At 53.0% G+C, this 17,688-nt stretch carries 11 protein-coding genes; all 11 read left to right on the top strand.

The window, feature by feature from the left end:
- The first annotated feature begins 25 nt into the window (after nucleotides 1-25).
- The 11 genes from WBG83_RS07650 (at nucleotide 26) to WBG83_RS07700 (ending at nucleotide 17,555) form a co-directional block, all read left to right on the top strand.
- Nucleotides 26-2,392, top strand: coding sequence for a glycoside hydrolase family 95 protein (locus WBG83_RS07650; RefSeq protein WP_336744135.1), 2,367 nt, complete (start codon nucleotides 26-28; stop codon nucleotides 2,390-2,392).
- A gap of 3 nt (nucleotides 2,393-2,395) precedes the next feature.
- Nucleotides 2,396-3,385 (top strand): sialidase family protein, encoded by a 990-nt coding sequence (locus WBG83_RS07655; protein ID WP_336744136.1) that lies wholly within the window; start codon nucleotides 2,396-2,398, stop codon nucleotides 3,383-3,385.
- 151 nt (nucleotides 3,386-3,536) lie between these two features.
- Nucleotides 3,537-5,711 carry an MGH1-like glycoside hydrolase domain-containing protein gene (locus tag WBG83_RS07660; protein WP_336744138.1) on the top strand — a complete coding sequence of 725 codons (2,175 nt, stop codon included), beginning with the start codon at nucleotides 3,537-3,539 and terminating at the stop codon, nucleotides 5,709-5,711.
- Between the two features lie 28 nt (nucleotides 5,712-5,739).
- The gene (locus WBG83_RS07665) at nucleotides 5,740-6,807 is read left to right on the top strand and encodes a sialidase family protein (RefSeq protein WP_336744139.1); all 1,068 of its coding nucleotides are present in this window, start codon (nucleotides 5,740-5,742) and stop codon (nucleotides 6,805-6,807) included.
- A gap of 225 nt (nucleotides 6,808-7,032) precedes the next feature.
- Nucleotides 7,033-7,911: an AraC family transcriptional regulator gene (locus WBG83_RS07670; RefSeq protein ID WP_336744141.1), complete on the top strand. Its 879-nt coding sequence runs from the start codon at nucleotides 7,033-7,035 to the stop codon at nucleotides 7,909-7,911.
- Between the two features lie 85 nt (nucleotides 7,912-7,996).
- Nucleotides 7,997-9,019, top strand: coding sequence for a dienelactone hydrolase family protein (locus WBG83_RS07675; protein WP_336744143.1), 1,023 nt, complete (start codon nucleotides 7,997-7,999; stop codon nucleotides 9,017-9,019).
- Between the two features lie 179 nt (nucleotides 9,020-9,198).
- A complete protein-coding gene (locus tag WBG83_RS07680; RefSeq protein ID WP_336744145.1) occupies nucleotides 9,199-10,320 on the top strand; it encodes an ABC transporter ATP-binding protein in 1,122 nt (373 codons plus the stop codon).
- A gap of 14 nt (nucleotides 10,321-10,334) precedes the next feature.
- Complete coding sequence (locus WBG83_RS07685) at nucleotides 10,335-13,301, top strand: extracellular solute-binding protein (protein WP_336744147.1); 2,967 nt, start codon at nucleotides 10,335-10,337, stop codon at nucleotides 13,299-13,301.
- Nucleotides 13,288-14,265 (top strand): carbohydrate ABC transporter permease, encoded by a 978-nt coding sequence (locus WBG83_RS07690; RefSeq protein ID WP_442955806.1) that lies wholly within the window; start codon nucleotides 13,288-13,290, stop codon nucleotides 14,263-14,265. Before WBG83_RS07685 ends, WBG83_RS07690 begins: the two co-directional genes overlap by 14 nt.
- Nucleotides 14,265-15,164, top strand: a complete 900-nt coding sequence (locus tag WBG83_RS07695) for a carbohydrate ABC transporter permease (RefSeq protein ID WP_336744149.1) — start codon at nucleotides 14,265-14,267, stop codon at nucleotides 15,162-15,164. Before WBG83_RS07690 ends, WBG83_RS07695 begins: the two co-directional genes overlap by 1 nt.
- Nucleotides 15,165-15,209: 45 nt before the next feature.
- Complete coding sequence (locus tag WBG83_RS07700) at nucleotides 15,210-17,555, top strand: glycoside hydrolase family 95 protein (protein ID WP_336744150.1); 2,346 nt, start codon at nucleotides 15,210-15,212, stop codon at nucleotides 17,553-17,555.
- Nucleotides 17,556-17,688: the final 133 nt, after the last annotated feature.

The raw sequence follows: 17,688 nt of genomic DNA on the forward strand, positions 1-17,688 counted from the left end.
TCGTTCAGAAATGGCAGGGGAGATAATGCCGGATAAACAATTAGCGCTGTGGTATAAGCAGCCTGCAAATAACTGGTTTGAGGCCCTGCCTGTCGGCAACGGGCGTCTTGGCGGCATGGTCTTCGGCGGAACAGGCCGGGAGCGGATCGCATTGAACGAGGATACGTTGTGGTCCGGCGAGCCCCGCGACACGGTACGGTATGATGCCGAAAGGCATCTGGAACCGGTGCGCCGCCTTATCTTTGCGGGCAGGCATGAAGAAGCCGAGCAGCTGATAGAGCAGTATATGGAGGGCTCGGAAATTGAGTCCTACCTCCCTCTGGGGGATTTGGAGCTGCTGTTTGAAGAAGAAGGGGACATCACCGAGTATCGCCGCGAGCTGGACCTTGAGGAAGGACTCGTTCGTGTCCGTTACCGGAGGGGCGGAGTACTGCACACACGGGAGCTGTTCATCTCCGCACCCGATCAGGTGCTGGCCATCCGTTTGTCCAGTGAAGGCAAGCTGAACGTGACGGCGCAGCTGCACAGTCCGCTGCAGTTTTCCGCGCGTAAGTCGGGAAGCCGCGGAGTCGGCATATCGGGCCGCGCTCCGATTCATGTGCTCCCCAATACGGTCAAGTCGCCCGAGCCTGTACAGTATATGGAAGGGCGGGGCATCAGTTTTGGGATGGAGCTGCAGGCTGTAGTCGACAAAGGCCGGGTGGAAGCAAGCGGCGGCCGCCTGCACATTAGCGGCGCGGGTACTGTTACATTGCTGCTGACCGCTGCAACAAGCTTCAACGGGTTTGATCAGGACCCGGCGCGGAACATGCGCGATCCGGAGGCGCTCTGCGGAGAATGGCTGGCGCAAGCGGGCATGCTTGGCTGGGAAAGCTTGAAGCAGCGTCATATCGGGGAATACTCGGCGCTGTTTAAGCGTGTGGATTTACGGCTTGGCAGCGCACAGCGGGATCTGCCGGTCGATGAGCGGATTCAAGCGGTGAAGGACGGTGCGGATGATCCTGCGCTGGCCGCGCTCTTTTTCCAATACGGGCGTTATTTGCTCATTTCCAGCTCGCGGCCCGGATCACAGCCTGCAAATCTGCAAGGAATTTGGAATGATAAAATGCGGCCGCCTTGGTGCAGCAGCTGGACGGCCAATATTAATGTGGAGATGAACTATTGGCCGGCGGAGGTAACCAATTTGGCGGAATGCCACCAGCCGTTATTCGATTTCACGCGGGATTTGAGTGTCACCGGATGCAAGACGGCAAGTGTTCATTACCGCAGCCGGGGCTGGACGGCGCACCATAACATCGATTTATGGCGCACCTCTACACCAGTGGACGGCTCGCCCAGCTGGGCGTTTTGGCCGATGGCCGGGGCCTGGCTGTGCCAGCACCTCTGGGAGCATTATGCCTACAGCCTGGATGAGGCATTTTTGCGGCAGGCTTATCCGGTCCTGCAGGGGGCAGCGCTGTTCTGCCTTGATTGGCTGGTCGAAACACCGGACGGTTATTTGGCAACCTGCCCTTCCACCTCGCCGGAAAATTATTTCCTGACCGAAGACGGGCAGAAAAGCAGCGTGACCTACGGAGCGACGATGGACCTAGCGCTTATTCGCGACTTGTTCGCCCACTGCATTGAGGCCAGTCTGATTCTGGACCGCGATGAAACGCTGCGGAAGCAGTGGGAGCAGGCGCTAGAGAAGATGCTGCCGTATCAAGTCGGCCAATACGGCCAGCTGCAGGAGTGGAGCCAGGATTTTGCGGAGCATGAGCCAGGACACCGCCACATTGCTCATCTGGTTGCGCTGCATCCGCTGAACCAGATCACGCTGCACGGCCAGCCGGATCTGGCGGCTGCCTGCCGCAAAACACTGGAGCGGCGTCTTGAGCACGGCGGAGCGCATACCGGGTGGAGCTGCGCGTGGACGATCAGCTTCTGGGCCCGCCTGTGCGAAGGGGAGAAGGCGCAGCATTTTGTGCATGAGCTGCTGGCGGGGATGCATCCCAATATGATGAATGCGCACCGGCATCCCAAGGTGAAGCTGAATATTTTCCAAATCGACGGCAATTTCGCCGGCACAGCCGGCATCGCTGAAATGCTGCTGCAGAGTCATGACGCGGCAATCCAGCTGTTACCGGCGCTGCCTCCCCAGTGGACCAGCGGTCAGGTGCGGGGGCTGCGCGCGCGCGGAGGCTTCACGATCGGTATGGAGTGGGAGGACGGCCAGCTGCTTCATGCTGAAATGGTATCTGAAGCAGGACAAGCGTGCCGGCTGCGGACGCCGTATCCGGTTGATATCCTGCAGGACGGGCGGATTTTGGAGGCGGACCGTTCGGAGCCGGGGATAACCGTGTTCGCGACTGCCGTCAAGCAGCGTTATGAAATTGTTCCAAGGAGGCCATAAGCTATGACGACGCCATATGCGCATGTTGTCAAAGAGTTTCTGTTTGAGGAAGACCGTCCGTTCTTGAGCTGCCATGCTTCAACACTGGAGCTGCTGCCTAACGGGGAGGTCATTGCGGCCTGGTTCGGGGGCACGAAAGAGAAAGCCCCGGATGTGGCAATCTGGATTGCTCACCGGAGAATTGAGGGAGGCTGGACGCCTCCCCGCAAGGTGGCCGATGAGGAGAACGTTCCTCTCTGGAATCCGGTCCTGTTTCGCAGACAAGACGGGGTACTGTTCCTCTACTATAAAGTCGGCAACGAGATTGAGCACTGGGTGACGATGGTGATGAGCTCGCAGGACGGGGGATACACGTGGACGGAGCCCGCCGTGCTCGTACAAGGAGATCGAGGCGGGCGAGGTCCGGTCAAAAACAAGCCGATTACACTGCAGGACGGCACAATTGCAGCCCCTGCATCAGTGGAGCCGGCCTGGGACGCCTTCGTTGATTTGTCCTACGACGGCGGCAGCACGTGGAGACGCAGCGAGACGGTTCCGCTGGATCATAGCGCCCTAAAGGGAAAGGGTATTATTCAGCCGTCGCTATGGGAATCCGAGCCCGGCATGGTCCATATGTTCAGCCGGAGTATGGAAGGGTATATTTACCGCAGTGATTCTACCGATGGGGGCCGAACGTGGTGTCCGGCGTATCCAATCAGCCTGCCCAACAACAACAGCGGTCTTGATCTGGTCAAAATGGACAACGGCACCCTGGCGATTGTTTACAATCCTACCCAGCCGGAGCCCGGCAAGAAGAAAGGGCCCAGAACGCCGCTGTTTCTCAGCCTGTCGCGGGACAATGGCTTGACCTGGGGAGAGGATCTTTTGCTGGACCAGGGAGAGAAGCAATATTCTTATCCTGCAATCATTGCGAGCGGAAATGACCTATATATTACTTATACATGGCGGCGGGAACGCATTGCATTTTGGAAAATTGAGTTAAAAAGCGAATAAATGAAAAAAAATTTTTAAAATGAGGGTGGAATAAGCAGGATTGACCTATAGATTGAGCGAATAACCACCCTTATTAGCTAAATGTATTCGTTTATACTGGGTCAAAAGGCAGTTTACACCAAATTTAAGTTTTCGGATGGAGGTGATATCCATGACAACGGCAGCCTATTTGGACGAACAGCTGCATGCTGGAAGAAAGGCGCTCCGGACGATTCCCGGCGCACTCCTGCTCGGTTCGACGGGCGCCAGATTATGGGCGGACTATTTGGATGCCGCACCCGGATTTTCGGGACGGTTCGATTTTATACACAAAATTAACATTCCCTTGCTTTACACAGTGAAATGCAACCTTGCAGACAGCTTTGAGCCATGTCATACGGAATGGTTTGCAAGCCACCTGCTCATGGATTATTCCGATCACCGCCTGTCGCTGCATGAACGGAAATTTATTACCTGGAACGATTGCGCGGTTTCCTGCCAAACCTGGACGAACCGGAGCGGCAAGGATTTGATTCTTCATTTAAGTACATATGGAGACGCTTTCAACGAACGTCAGGGCGCCTTTTTGCACGGGGCATTTTCCGTCCCGCACTATAGCTTTGACCTCACGGGCGTTATTGCAGTCAGTGACTCGGCCTTGTTCGATGAGGTCGTGCTGAAGCCGGGGGAATCACGCTCCTTTATTATTTCCGCAGCGCTTGGCATTGCTGGTCAGGATAATTCGGATCTGCTTCAACAGCGTGCTTCCGACTATGCGACAAGCGGGCTGAAGCCGGAGGAGGCGCTAGCCCGCCATCAGGAGGAGTACGGGGCCTGGTTTGAGAAGGCGCCCAGCTTTACGAGCAGCGATCCGGTGTTGAACAAGACCTGGCTGTACCGCTGGTTCCTGCTGCGTCACAATTTGGCCGATCCGCAGTACGGTCATTTGACTTATCCGTTGTTTTATGAAGGACGTTCACATAAGAAAAGCAAACGTCCCTTTGATAAGGGCGGCTGGGAGTTCAGCAAGCTTATTAACTTGTCCTCCCCGCTGCATATCATGGATGCCCGGTGGTATCACGATTCGGCTTATGCCGAGGGCGCATTGCAAAACATGAAGGCCTCGCCGAATGAGGAAGGCATGTTCTGCTGCTTGACCGTCGATACCGTCATGCACTCCTTCGCGAACTTCTCCTGCTGGGCCGCTTATCAGCTGTATTTGGTACACCGCAACCGGGAAGTCGTTGAGGAATTGCTGCCGGCGATGAAAAGCAATGTGCAGTCCTGGAAAACAGCCTACGGCAACGACCAGGATGAGCTGTTAACCGAGCCGAAGCATACCCGGACAGGCAAGGAATACCAGCCGAGCTATTGGTATTTCCACAATTATCCTCGTAATCCGAAGGATAAAACGACCTATACTCACTTGAAACGGGTGGACCGTGCGGTATATCACTACTTGAATACGCTGGGCGTGGCAAAGCTGTGCGAAGAGACAGGCGATGCAGATGCGGAAGCGTTCCACCGTCAGGCTGAGAGCATCAAGCAGGATATTCTGCAAAAGATGTGGGATGAAGAGAGCGATTATTTCTACGATCTGCATTATCAGACCGGGGAAAAGGCAATGGTCAAAAATATTGTCGGCATTTATCCCGGCTGGGCGCAAATCATCGAGGACCGGTTCAACGGCATGATAGAGCACTTGTTCAAGGAAGAGGAGTTCCATACGAAGTGCACCTTCCCTTCCGTTTCGGCTGATTGCCCGGCTTACGCGCCGGAGGGCGGCTGGATGGGCCATTTCGTCAAAGGGCGGAACGGATGCGTCTGGGACGGACCGACCTGGCCTTACACGAATTCAATTGCTCTGGATGCGCTCGCCAAAGAAAGTAAACGCCGTAACCATGAATTTGATAACCGCTTTGCACACTATTTAAGGGAATATTCGCTGCTGCACTTTATGCAGCGGGATTTAAATCAGCCGGGGCTGGTTGAGCATTACAACAGCGCTACGGGAGAGCCGCTGAGTGATGAGCAGGAATATAACCATTCCTACTATATTGATTTAATCGTTACCCATGTCGCCGGGCTGACCGTAGAGGCTGATCGCATCGTGCTCGACCCGATCGACATCGGATTGGATTATTTTTGCCTGGATCGTGTGAAGGCGGCAGGCCAGCAGCTCAAAATTACCTACAAAAAGCCGGACGTTACAGCGGGCCCAGGCGATTTGGAGGCGGGCTACCACATTTATGCGAACGGCCGGCTCGTATATGCGAGCGATGTGCTGGGCCGGGCTGAATTGCCTCTGCATGATCTGAGCAGGGGAGCGCCAGTGAACAAATCGTAAGCAAAAAGAGAGAAGGGGTGTTTATCTGATGACTCGTTTTAACGGTGTTGTCACGGCTTCGGAGACGAATCCGGCATGGAAGGAAGCGTTTTTGCCCATTTTGCATCCGAATGACAGTCATGCCTCCAACCTGCTGGAGCTGGATAACGGGGATTTGCTGTGTGTCTGGTTTACAGGCAGCGGAGAAGGGAATCCCGATACGAATGTTGTGATGTCCAGATTGCCTGCGGGCAGCTCGCAGTGGACCATACCTGTTCAGCTTTCAAGCGATCCGGAGCGCTCCGAGCAAAACCCGGTTTTGTTCCAAGCGCCGGATGGCAAGCTATGGCTGTTCCATACCTCGAATGAGCCGCATGACCAGAAAACCTCCCGTGTCGCATACCGTACCTCCGATGACCGCGGAGTAACCTGGGGGCCAACGGAGGTGCTGTTTGACCGTATCGGTATCTTTTTGAGACAGCCGCCGATTGTGCTGAGCAATGGAGATTGGCTGCTGCCCGCTTATTACTGCAAGCTGGATGGGCATTACAGTGTGGTGCAGATTAGTACGGATCAAGGTAAAACCTGGACGGAATACGAGGTAGAGGGCAGTATCCACCGGGTGCAAATGAGTGTTGTGGAGCTGGGCGCAGGCAAGCTGTTCGCCGTTTTCCGCAGTCGGCAGGCCGAACGGATTTATACAAGCACCTCTACCGATTATGGAAGAACGTGGACTGTGCCGGTGAAGAGCGAACTGGCCAACAACAATTCCTCTATTCAGATGACCCGGCTGCAAAACGGGCACCTGGCCTTAATTTTTAACAACTCCACGATGGAGCGCGATCAGTTCCGCTGGGTGCAGCGCAAGGGAGAATTCCGTAAAAAACCGCTGCGCACCCCGCTCACGCTGGCTATTTCGGAGGACGAAGGGAAAACCTGGCCGTACTTCCGCAATGTGCAGATGGCAGATTTGGAATACAAGGACAGTGAAATCGGGTATTCGTACCCTTCTATTATCGGGACGCGCGATGGAAATATTCATGTCTCTTTTTCCTACCTGCGCAAGGCCATCAAGCATGTTTGCCTGAATGAGTCCTGGGTGAAAGAAAACAATTAACGCACAGCGCACACATGAGCCGGAGCCTGACCAGTGCAAAGCAGGAGCCGGAGCTTAGCGGAAGCAGACAGATAGGGGAAAGGAATGGCCAGGCCGAAGCGGGCTCCCTCCGGTAATGACGCAGGAAGCTTGAAGCTGCAGGGCCATCCCTTTCCAAATGAATATCCTATGGATAGTCAAACGAAGATTCACGCTACAAAATTTATAGGCCTGAGGAGAGTGCTCATGAACGGGAGAATTGAGCATTTAAGCGGTGACTTGTTTTTTGATGAGCATTTGGACATTTTCGTAAATCGTGAGTTGGAATCGTTTACAACGTCGCGCCATACGCACGATTTTGTTGAAATTAGCTACGTGGGTGAAGGGAGCGGCTATCATTACATTGAGGATCAGGTCATCCCGGTAAAACAGGGCGATCTGTTTGTCATTCCGATCGGCACGTCGCATGTGTTCCGTCCTTCATCTCCGAAACAGGACAAAATGCTTGTCATTTACAACTGTATTTTTCGTGTAGAGGTGCTGGAAAACTGGAAGAATCTGCTGCAGGCTGATTCCGTCACTTATAACTCGGTATATTATCCGTCTCAATGTCCGGAGAGGTGGCTGCATTTTCAGGATAAGCATGATACGTTTTCCGCCATGTTCCAGACGATGTACTGGGAATACACGAACCGGAGCTCAGGCTTTGATACGATTTTGACAGCGATGCTGATTCAGCTGCTGGTTCTTTTGCAGCGGTTTGAGCTGAAGAACGATACAGAAGATTCCGTGTCCTTCCGCATGCTGGAGGAAGTGGTGCATTTCATCAAAAGCAATTATACCGAGAATATTACGGTGCAGCATGTATCGAATTACTTTTTTCTCAGCGCAAGCCATTTTCAGCGGCTATTTAAAAAATCCACCGGCGTCTCCTTCACACAATATCTGCAAAATGTGCGGATTCAAAAATGTTGTGAGCTGCTGAAATCGACGGATATCCCGATTTACCAGATTGCCAATCAAATCGGCTATCAGGACATGAAGTTTTTCCATGCGCTGTTCCGCAAAAAGACGGGGGTTACGCCAAGGCAGTACCGGCAAAATTTCCAGGAGCTTGAAGTTTAAATCGAATGAACCGGCGTGACTTATTCGGGGCTAACCATCGTTATGGAGGGCTCCTTTTATTTATTGCCAGAAGGAAGGGAAGACCATGTGGGGACCGGATGCTTATTTGGAGCACCTTAACGAGAAGGCATACAAAGAATATCGCAAAAAAACGGAAGAAAGCTGGCTGAATCGGAAGAGCGTGGTGCGGACGCAGCTGGTGAAGGTGCTGGGCGGCTTCCCGGCTGAGGGGGGAGCGCTGGAGCCGGAGGTGCTGGAGCGAATTGAACGAGAGGACCATGTGGTGGAGCGGGTAGCTTTTTCTACGGAGCAAAACCTGCGGATGCTGGCTTATGTGCTTGTGCCGAAGGGACTCAAGGGAAAGGCGCCGGCCGTGCTGGCCTGGCACGGGCATGGCCACGGCAGCCGTGAGGTTATCGGGATACGTCCGGATGGTTCTTTTGACGATAGCGGAGCTGCTAACCCGGGGCATTTCGCGCTTGAGCTTGTACGAAGGGGGCTGATCGTTGTTGCCCCGGAAATTATCGGCTTCGGGGACCGGAGGCTGGCTTCGGATCAGGCCAAGGACCCGACCCGCAACAGCTCCTGCGCCCCGCTTGCCGCACGCCTGCTGCTGCATGGCAAAACGCTGGCCGGACTGCGAATATACGAAGCCAGGCGGACGCTGGATTACATACTGACCCGATCGGATGTCAACACGGCGCGTATTGGCTGTGCGGGCTTTTCGGGAGGGGGCCTCGTAGCGGCCTTCTCCGCTGCATTGGACAACCGCATTCAAGCGGTCGTCCTTTGTGCGTTTACGAGCACGTTTAGAGGGAGTCTGCTTGCCAGAGGGCACTGTATTGACAATTATTTGCCAGGCATGCTTTCGGAAGCTGACCTTCCCGACCTAATCGGGCTAACCGCGCCGCGGTCATTATTTGTCGAATCAGGGGAGCTTGACCCGTTGTTTCCTGTCGATTCTGTGCGGGAGGCTGTCCGGCGCCTGCAGGAAATTTATGTTCAGGAGGAGGCTGAGGGCCGGCTTCAGTCCGATTTATTTCCCGGGAAACATGAAGTATCCGGGCGGGCTTCCTTTGACTGGCTGGCGAATCAGCTGAAAGCATGATTCCCCTATAGAGTAAGTAAACACCACCTATAAACGGCTTTTTTTCGAGAGTTATAATGAATAAAGTCAAAATGAGACCAGACTGTAAGGACTCAGCTTTAACTAGGAAATGAGACGGTGGAAATGCAAAAATGAAACCGTTATCAACAGAACATTCAAAAGTCTGCGGGAGGTGCCGCATGGGGCGTATTTTGTTAAATCATGTGGAGAAGCGGTATGGTAAAGACAAGCTTTATGCTGTAAAGGATTTTAATCTGGAAATACGCGATGGCGAGTTTTTGGTCATGGTCGGTCCTTCCGGCTGTGGAAAATCCACAACGCTGCGGATGATTGCCGGCTTGGAGGAAATTACCTCCGGAGAGCTGTATATCGGGGATACGCTGGTTAATGATTTGCCGCCCAAGGACAGGGATATCGCAATGGTGTTCCAAAACTATGCGCTGTACCCGAATATGAGCGTGTATGAGAATATCGCATTCGGCCTGCGGCTGCGCAAAATGCCCAAGCATGAAATCGATTTAGCGGTTAAAAAAACAGCGCGGAAGCTGGAAATCGAGCCTTATTTGGACCGGAAGCCAAGACAGCTCTCCGGCGGTCAGCGGCAGCGTGTGGCCCTCGGCCGGGCGATTGTCCGTAACCCTCAAGTATTCTTGATGGATGAGCCGCTGTCGAATCTCGACGCCAAGCTGCGGGTGCAGATGCGGACGGAAATTATTAGCTTGCACAAGCAGCTCGGCGTAACGATGGTCTATGTTACTCACGACCAGGTTGAGGCGATGACTATGGGGCATCGTATCGTAGTCATGAAGGACGGCATTATTCAGCAGGCCGATACACCGAAGGAAATCTACAACAATCCGCGGAATATGTTCGTTGCCGGGTTTATTGGTACTCCTCCGATTAATTTCATTGAAGGAAAAGTGCTGGAAGGCGAGAATGGTCTGCTCGAGTTCCATACGAACCGTCACTGCTTGCGGATTCCGGCCGAGGCTTCCAAAAGGTTGAAGGAGAAGAAGCAGGTGAACCGCACAGTTGTGCTTGGTATCCGCTGCGAGAACATTCATTTGGAGTCTAACAAGCTGGAGGCCTTTCCACATTCGAAGGTTAAAGGGGTTCAAAAAATTAGCGAGCTGATGGGCGCGGATATGCATCTGTATGTGGATATCGGTATGGCGAAGATGCTTATTGTCAGAACCGATTCCGGGCATGCCGGGGTGGATAACGAAACGCTCACTATGGCATTTGATATGAACAAGGCGATTTTCTTCGACAGAGATACGACAGAGAATCTTGCGTACTAAAGAACATCGGAGGGATGGAGTTGAAGTTGTCATCTCGGACTCGGGCTTTTATTGCCATGCTGCTAGTAGGCACGCTTGTGCTGACGCCGGTGGTTCCGGGTTCAGCGAATACAGCGGCGACAACGGCGACGTCGGGGGAATCGACCCAATCGCCGGCAGCCGGGCAGTTGTTGAACCCGTTAAAGCAATTAGAGCCAAGCTATTTGGACATGTTGGAGAAATGGAAGCAAGAAGGCGCTAACGGCGACCATACCGCCAAAGTTACAATTCCCGGTACAGCGGTAACTGGACGCTCAAGCAATGCTACGGCTGTAGAGGAGTCGTATAACGGCAAGAATCATGTTTTGGTTTGGAAATCGAACGAGGATGAATGGATTGAATATGAGGCGGATATCGCTCAGGGTGGCTTGTATACAATTGAAATGGCGTATCACCCGTTTGTCGGCACCAAAAACCGCAAGCCGATTGCCATTAATTTGACGGTGGATGGCGTCAATTCGTTTCAGGAATCCAAGTCGATTGAGCTGTACCGGCACTGGAAGGACCGGCTTCCGATTAAAAGAGATGAACGCGGTGACGAAATACGTCCGGTTGCCGATGATATCTCTGGCTGGATGACCTGGAAGCTGCGCGATATGACCGGCTCCTACGAAGATCCGCTGACCTGGTATTTGAAGCCGGGCAAGCACAAAATCCGGTTAGCCAGCAGCGATCCGTTCGCATTGGAGTCCATTACTCTGCAAGCGCCGGACAAAGTGGAAAGCTATGAGGCAGTGCGCAAAGCGCAGCCTGCAGCAGCACCCGTACAAGCGGAGCCGGTTGTTTTGGAAGCCGAAATAGTCGATTGGAAAAGTGATTCCTCTGTGGCTCTCGGGTATGACAACAATATTGCGTCCACCCCGCGCGTACAAGGGCAAATTACGTATAATGTGATTGACGGCTCCAGATGGTCATCGAACAATCAGGAGATCAGCTGGACTATCAATGTGCCGGAAACCGGCTATTACAAAATGGCGTTTCGCGGAGAGCAATCCTATGTGTCCAACCGCTCCTCCTTCCGCCAAATTATGATTAACGGCAAGGTTCCCTTTTCAGAGCTGAAGGCTTACCGGTTCATGTATGAATCGGGAATGAGAGGAATACCGCTGGCCGATGAAAAAGACGAGCCGTATGAGTTTTATTTGAACAAAGGCGCCAATACATTGACCATGCGTGTTATTCAGGCTCCGTTTACTTCAGTTGTAAACGACTTGAATGATGCGATCACGTCGATGCTCAAAATGTATGATGATTTGAAAACCTTGACCGGCGGCATTGACGATAAAAACCGGACTTGGGATTTGAAAAAGGATTTGCCGGGCTTTTTGGAGGAACTGAAAGCGCTGTCCGCCCGCATTGATGAAATCCGTACTCGCCAGGAGCAAATTAACGGCCGGCCGGATGCTGTCTCCCAGGCTCTTGTCACCGTGCGCAGGGATATTGATGTGCTGCTGCGGGACCCGGATGAGATTCCGTACAATTCAAGCCGCTTTATCCGGCTGCAGGAGCGCGTAAATGAGCAAATCAAGCAGCTCAGCAGTCAGCCGCTGGCACTGGATCGCATCTATGTGGTTCCGGCCGAGCAGCCGTATCCGAAAATGGTCGCTTCGACCTATGAAACCATTGAAGGCGCGATTGTGAATTTCTTTTATTCCTTCCGGGCCAAAGGGGACCGGAAATCGGACCCAAGCGTGCTGGATGTGTGGATGCTGAGGGGACGCGATTACGTTAATATGGTGCAGAACCTCGCCGATGAAACATTCACGCCAAAAACCGGCATCAAGGTTCGGGTTAACCTGCTGAAGGACGAAAGCCAGCTCGTGCTTATGAATGCGGCGGGAATGGCGCCTGATGTGGCGATGGGCGTGCCGCAGGATACCCAGTTTGACTATGCGATTCGGGGCGGGATTTACAACCTGAAGCAATTCCCGGATTTCGACGAATATGCGAAGCAGTTCTCCCCAGGGACATGGCCGGCTTTTTATTATGACGGCGGGTACTACGGTGTTCCCGAAACTCAGGAGTTCCGGGTGCTGTATTACCGGAAGGATATTTTACAGCGGCTCGGCCTGAAGGTTCCCGATACATGGGAGGACCTGTACAAGATGCTGCCGATTTTGCAGCAGAACGGAATGAACTTTACGCCGGTTGAGCGCAACGTCTTTTTGCAGATGCACGGGTTTGAATATTATACCCAGGACGGGTCCAAGACAGGGCTGACCGCCGAGAAAAGCTTCGAGGCATTCAAGCAGTGGACCGATCTGCAAAATAAATATGCGATTGACCAGCAAATGGACCGGTTTTATCAGCATTTCCGCGATGGCAGCTACCCGATGGGGGTTGCGGACTTGAGCACCTATTTGCAATTAAGCGTCGCAGCTCCCGAGCTGAACGGCTTGTGGGGGGTCGCTCCAATTCCGGGCGTTCGCCAAGAGGATGGAACGGTGGCGCGCTGGATGGGCGGCAACATGCTCTCGTCGTTTATTTTGCAAAACGGCCAGCACAAGCAGGAGAGCTGGGAATTCCTGAAATGGTGGACCTCCGCCGATATTCAAGCGCGCTACGGTACAGACCTGGAAACGCTTAATGGCGTGACGTTCCGCTGGTTTACCTCCAATGTAGAAGCATTTGCCGAGCTTCCCTGGAAGGATGATGACCTCAATGCCATTCTGGAGCAGTGGAGATGGTTCAGGGAAATTCCGAACGTGCCGGGCAGCTATTTGATGGAGCGTGAGATAAACAACGCCTGGAACCGGACTGTCGTGGACGGAATGAATTACCGGACATCGCTTGAAACCTCTGCCAAGGAAATGGATGGGGAAATCCGTCGTAAGCTGCAGGAATTTAAATTTCTTGATAAAGAAGGCCGCATGATTCGTTCCATGAATTTGCCGGTCATTACGAAGCCTTGGGAAGGGGGCGACCGATATGTTAAAAAGTGAAGCGCAGACGATGCCCCAAGTACATTCTTCCACGAGCAAGGTGAAAAATAAGAATCCGTCCTTTCTCCAGGTGCTTTGGTCGTACCGTACGGCGTATCTATTTATCGCGCCATTTATGATTTGTTTTATTATTTTCATTTTTTTGCCGGTATTGTCGGCCATTATTCTGAGCTTCACCTATTATAACTCGATTCAAAAGCCCGAATTTATCGGCTGGGAGAACTTCCGTTACATGTTCTCCCAGGACATGCTTTTACTGAAATATGCCCTGCCGAACACGATTACGTTCGCGTTAGCTGTCGGGATCGGCGGGTATGTTTGTTCTTTCTTGGTTGCATGGCTCATTTCCATTTTGCCGGGAATTTACCGCAAATGGTTTGCGCTGGCGATGTATACGCCTTCTCTGGCGGGCTCCATCGCAATCGGAATTATTTGGGTTCCGATGCTGTCTAGTGACCGGATTGGTTATCTGAACAGTATTTTGCTGGAATTCAACTTGATCAGTGAGCCGATTTTGTGGGCAACGAGCAAGGATAATTTGATGACCTCCATGATTGTCGTCACGTTGTGGAAAAGTATGGGAATTGGTTTTCTGGCCATGCTGGCGGGGATTTTGAACGTCAACCAGGAGCTGTATGAAGCCGGCCGACTGGATGGCATCAAAACCCGTCTGGAGGAAATTTGGCACATTACGATTCCGGCGACGAAGCCGCAGATGCTGTTTGGTGCAGTAATGGCTATCGTCGGCGCCATTCAGTCCGGGGAAATCGGTCAAGCCTTGTCCGGGATGAACCCGACGCCGCAGTATGCGGGGCATGTGCTTCTGACCCATATTCATGATTATGGATACACCCGATTCGAGCTCGGTTATTCAACGGCGCTGTCCGTGCTGCTGCTTATTTTCATTTACTTTGCGAATAAGCTGTGCACGAAGCTGTTCGGCACGAAGGAGGGAGAAGAATAATGAAAACAGCAGGCGCGCTGCGATACGTCATGTTTTGGCGCAGGCGGAAACGGTTGAACAGGCTGAGCAATTTGGAGAAAATCTCCTTTGTCATTCTTGTGTTCATGAGCATCTTTTTGCTCCTTCCTTTGTTTTACATTTTCAACCATGCTTTCAAGCCATATGAGGAGCTGTTCATTTACCCGCCGAATATTTTCGTGCGAAATCCGACGTTCCAGAACTTTGTGGAGCTGCTCACGGTAACCAAATCGACGGCGATTCCGATTACCCGTTATTTGTTTAACAGTGTTATCGTCACGGTGCTTGCAGTCGTTGCGATTACGCTGGCCAGCGCCATGTGCGCCTATTCTATCTCCAAGCTGAAATTTCCCGGGCACAAGGTTGTATTTTCCTCGATTCTTTTGACCTTGCTGTTCGTTCCGGAAACCGTATCGATTCCGCGTTACCTGATTGTAAGTAATCTGGGGATTTTCAATACGTATTTGGGGCATGTGCTGCCCCTCGTTGCGGTGCCGACCGGTGTATTCCTGATGAAGCAGTTTATTGATCAGCTTCCCAATGAACTGCTGGACTCGGCCAAAATAGACGGCGCGAAGGAGTTTACGATTTTTATCCGGATTGTGCTCCCGGTCGTTATGCCGGCGATCGCTACGGTCGGAATTATTGCATTTAACTCGGCCTGGATGAATACGGAAACGTCCGAAATTTATATGCAGGACGAAGAAATGAGAACGTTCCAGTTCTATGTATCGACATTGACGAGCGGATTGGCGAACAGCGTGGCTCGTCAAGGGGCTGCGGCGGTGGCAGCGATGATTATGTTCTTGCCGAGCTTTATCATCTTCATGCTGTTCCAGACAAAGGTCATCGCTACGATGGCGCATTCGGGTATCAAATAATCCCAGGGAGTGAAGCCAATGAAACCATCGCAGGAGCCTGCGAGCATGATGAAGCTTTGGTACGAGAAGCCGGCGAAAGCCTGGACAGATGCTCTCCCCGTCGGCAATGGCCGGCTGGGGGCGATGATTTTTGGCAAAGTCAATACGGAACGGTTGCAACTGAATGAAGATTCGGTTTGGTACGGCGGGCCTGTTCACGGGGACAATCCGGATGGACTGCGCTATTTGCCGGAGGTTCGCCGACTGCTCATGAAGGGCAAACAAATCGAGGCGGAAGAGCTTGCCCAGATGGGGCTGATGTCGATTCCCAAGTCGCTTCATCCCTATCAGCCGCTCGGCGAGCTTCAGATTTACCATGATGGAGAAAAGCGTGTAATTTCAAATTACTATAGGGATTTGGACATTGAACAGGGGCTTGCTCATGTTAGCTACTGCCTGAACGATGTCCGGCATGTGCGGGAAATATTCAGCAGTGCCGTGGATCAGGTCATTGCTGTCCGTATCCAGTGCGATTCCCCGATGAAATTAAATTTGCGGATGCAATTGAGCCGTCGGCCGTTTGATGAAGGGACGCAGCGTATTACGCATGATACCGTTGTGATGAGCGGGGAATGCGGGAAGAAGGGCGTCACCTTCTCTGCCGCCGTCAAAGCGGTTTCAGAAGGCGGGACCGTAAACGCCATCGGCGATTTTCTGACCGTGCGCAATGCTGAAGCCGTAACGATTTATGTGGCTGCCGCCACCACGTTCCGGCATGAGGACCCGCAAACCGAATGCGTCCAGCAGGTGGCTCAAGCAGCCGCTAAAGGCTATGAGCGGGTGAAGCGCGACCATGTGGCGGAGCATCAGGCCAAGTTCCAGCGGGTGAAGCTGGAACTGGGGCGGCCGCAGGAAAACCAGGCGGCCGCCAAGCTGCCTACGGATGATCGGCTGCAGCGCTTTAAGGATGGCGGGGAGGACCCGGGCCTGTTTGCGCTGTTTTTCCAATACGGCCGTTATTTGATGCTGGCGAGCTCCCGCCCTGGGTCCAATCCGGCAAATTTGCAGGGACTTTGGAATGAGAGCTATACGCCGCCGTGGGAATCGAAGTATACCCTCAATATTAATACGGAGATGAACTATTGGCCGGCTGAACCGTGCAACTTGTCCGAATGTCACGAGCCGTTGTTCGATTTGTTGGAACGGATGCGAATTAACGGCAGAAAAACGGCGCAGAAGATATACGGCTGCCGGGGATTCGTGGCCCATCATAACACGGATATGTGGGGAGCTACCCATATTGAAGGAAACTTTATGCCGGGTTCGATTTGGCCGATGGGCGGGGCTTGGCTATCCCTTCATCTATGGGAGCATTACCGCTTCGGCCAGGATGAGCTGTTCCTTCGCGACCGGGCCTATCCGGTGATGAAGGAAGCGGCGGAATTTTTCCAGGATTTCCTCTTCGAGGACCATCGCGGACGGCTTGTAACCGGACCGTCGGTATCGCCGGAAAACAAGTTTATCAGCTCCGATGGCAGTGTAGGTACCCTTAGCCTCGGACCATCGATGGATACCCAGATTATTTACACCCTGCTCCGGGCATGTATGGAAGCGGCAAAGCTTCTGCAAACGGATGAGGAACTGTGCGAGCTGTGGGAATCGATGATTCGCCGGCTGCCGCAGCCGCAAATCGGCAAGCATGGTCAGCTGCAGGAATGGGTGGACGACTGGACGGAGGTTCATTTGGGCCACCGCCACATTTCTCATTTGTTCGCCCTTCACCCGGGAGAAATGATTCACCCAAGATATACACCGGAGCTGGCGCAGGCTGCAAGAAGAACGCTGGATCGGCGTCTGGAAAACGGGGGAGGACACACCGGCTGGAGCAGGGCCTGGATTATCAATTTCTTTGCCCGTCTGGAAGAAGCGGAATTGACCTATGAGCACCTTCGGCTCTTGCTGTCGCTCTCGACGCTTCCGAATCTGTTTGACAATCATCCTCCGTTTCAAATTGATGGAAATTTTGGCGGTACGGCCGGGATTGCGGAAATGCTGGTACAGTCCCATCGGGGCGAAATTGCGCTGCTGCCCGCGCTGCCACAAGCATGGAAGCAGGGCCGGGTTCAAGGCCTGCGCGCCAGAGGCGGCTTCGAGCTTGCTCTCGAATGGGCGGATGGAGAGCTTACCCGATGCCTGATTCGCTCCGAGCGGGGCGGATTATGCCGGATTGGTTGCCGCAAGCCAGAGGCGGCGCTTCTTGTGTCAGCTGACGGCGCTCAGGTAGAAGCGGCAAGCAGCGAGGGTCTGACGGAGTTTCAGGCTGCGCCGGGTCAAGTGTATGAGCTTCGTGCCGAAAAGCAGCTTCAGGCTGCTGCAAGAACGAGGGCCCCTCGTAAAAGCAAAAATGGATAAAATAAGCCTACTTCAAGACCATCGTTTACGGTGGTCTTGTTTTTTGAAAACGCTAACGTGGTTGAATCCTCCCTTAAAAGAGCATAAACACCCTATAAACGAAAACCGACACTAATGTAATGTAGAAATTGAG

This window comes from Paenibacillus sp. y28 (assembly GCF_037137075.1).
Lineage (GTDB): Bacteria > Bacillota > Bacilli > Paenibacillales > NBRC-103111 > JBBBNV01.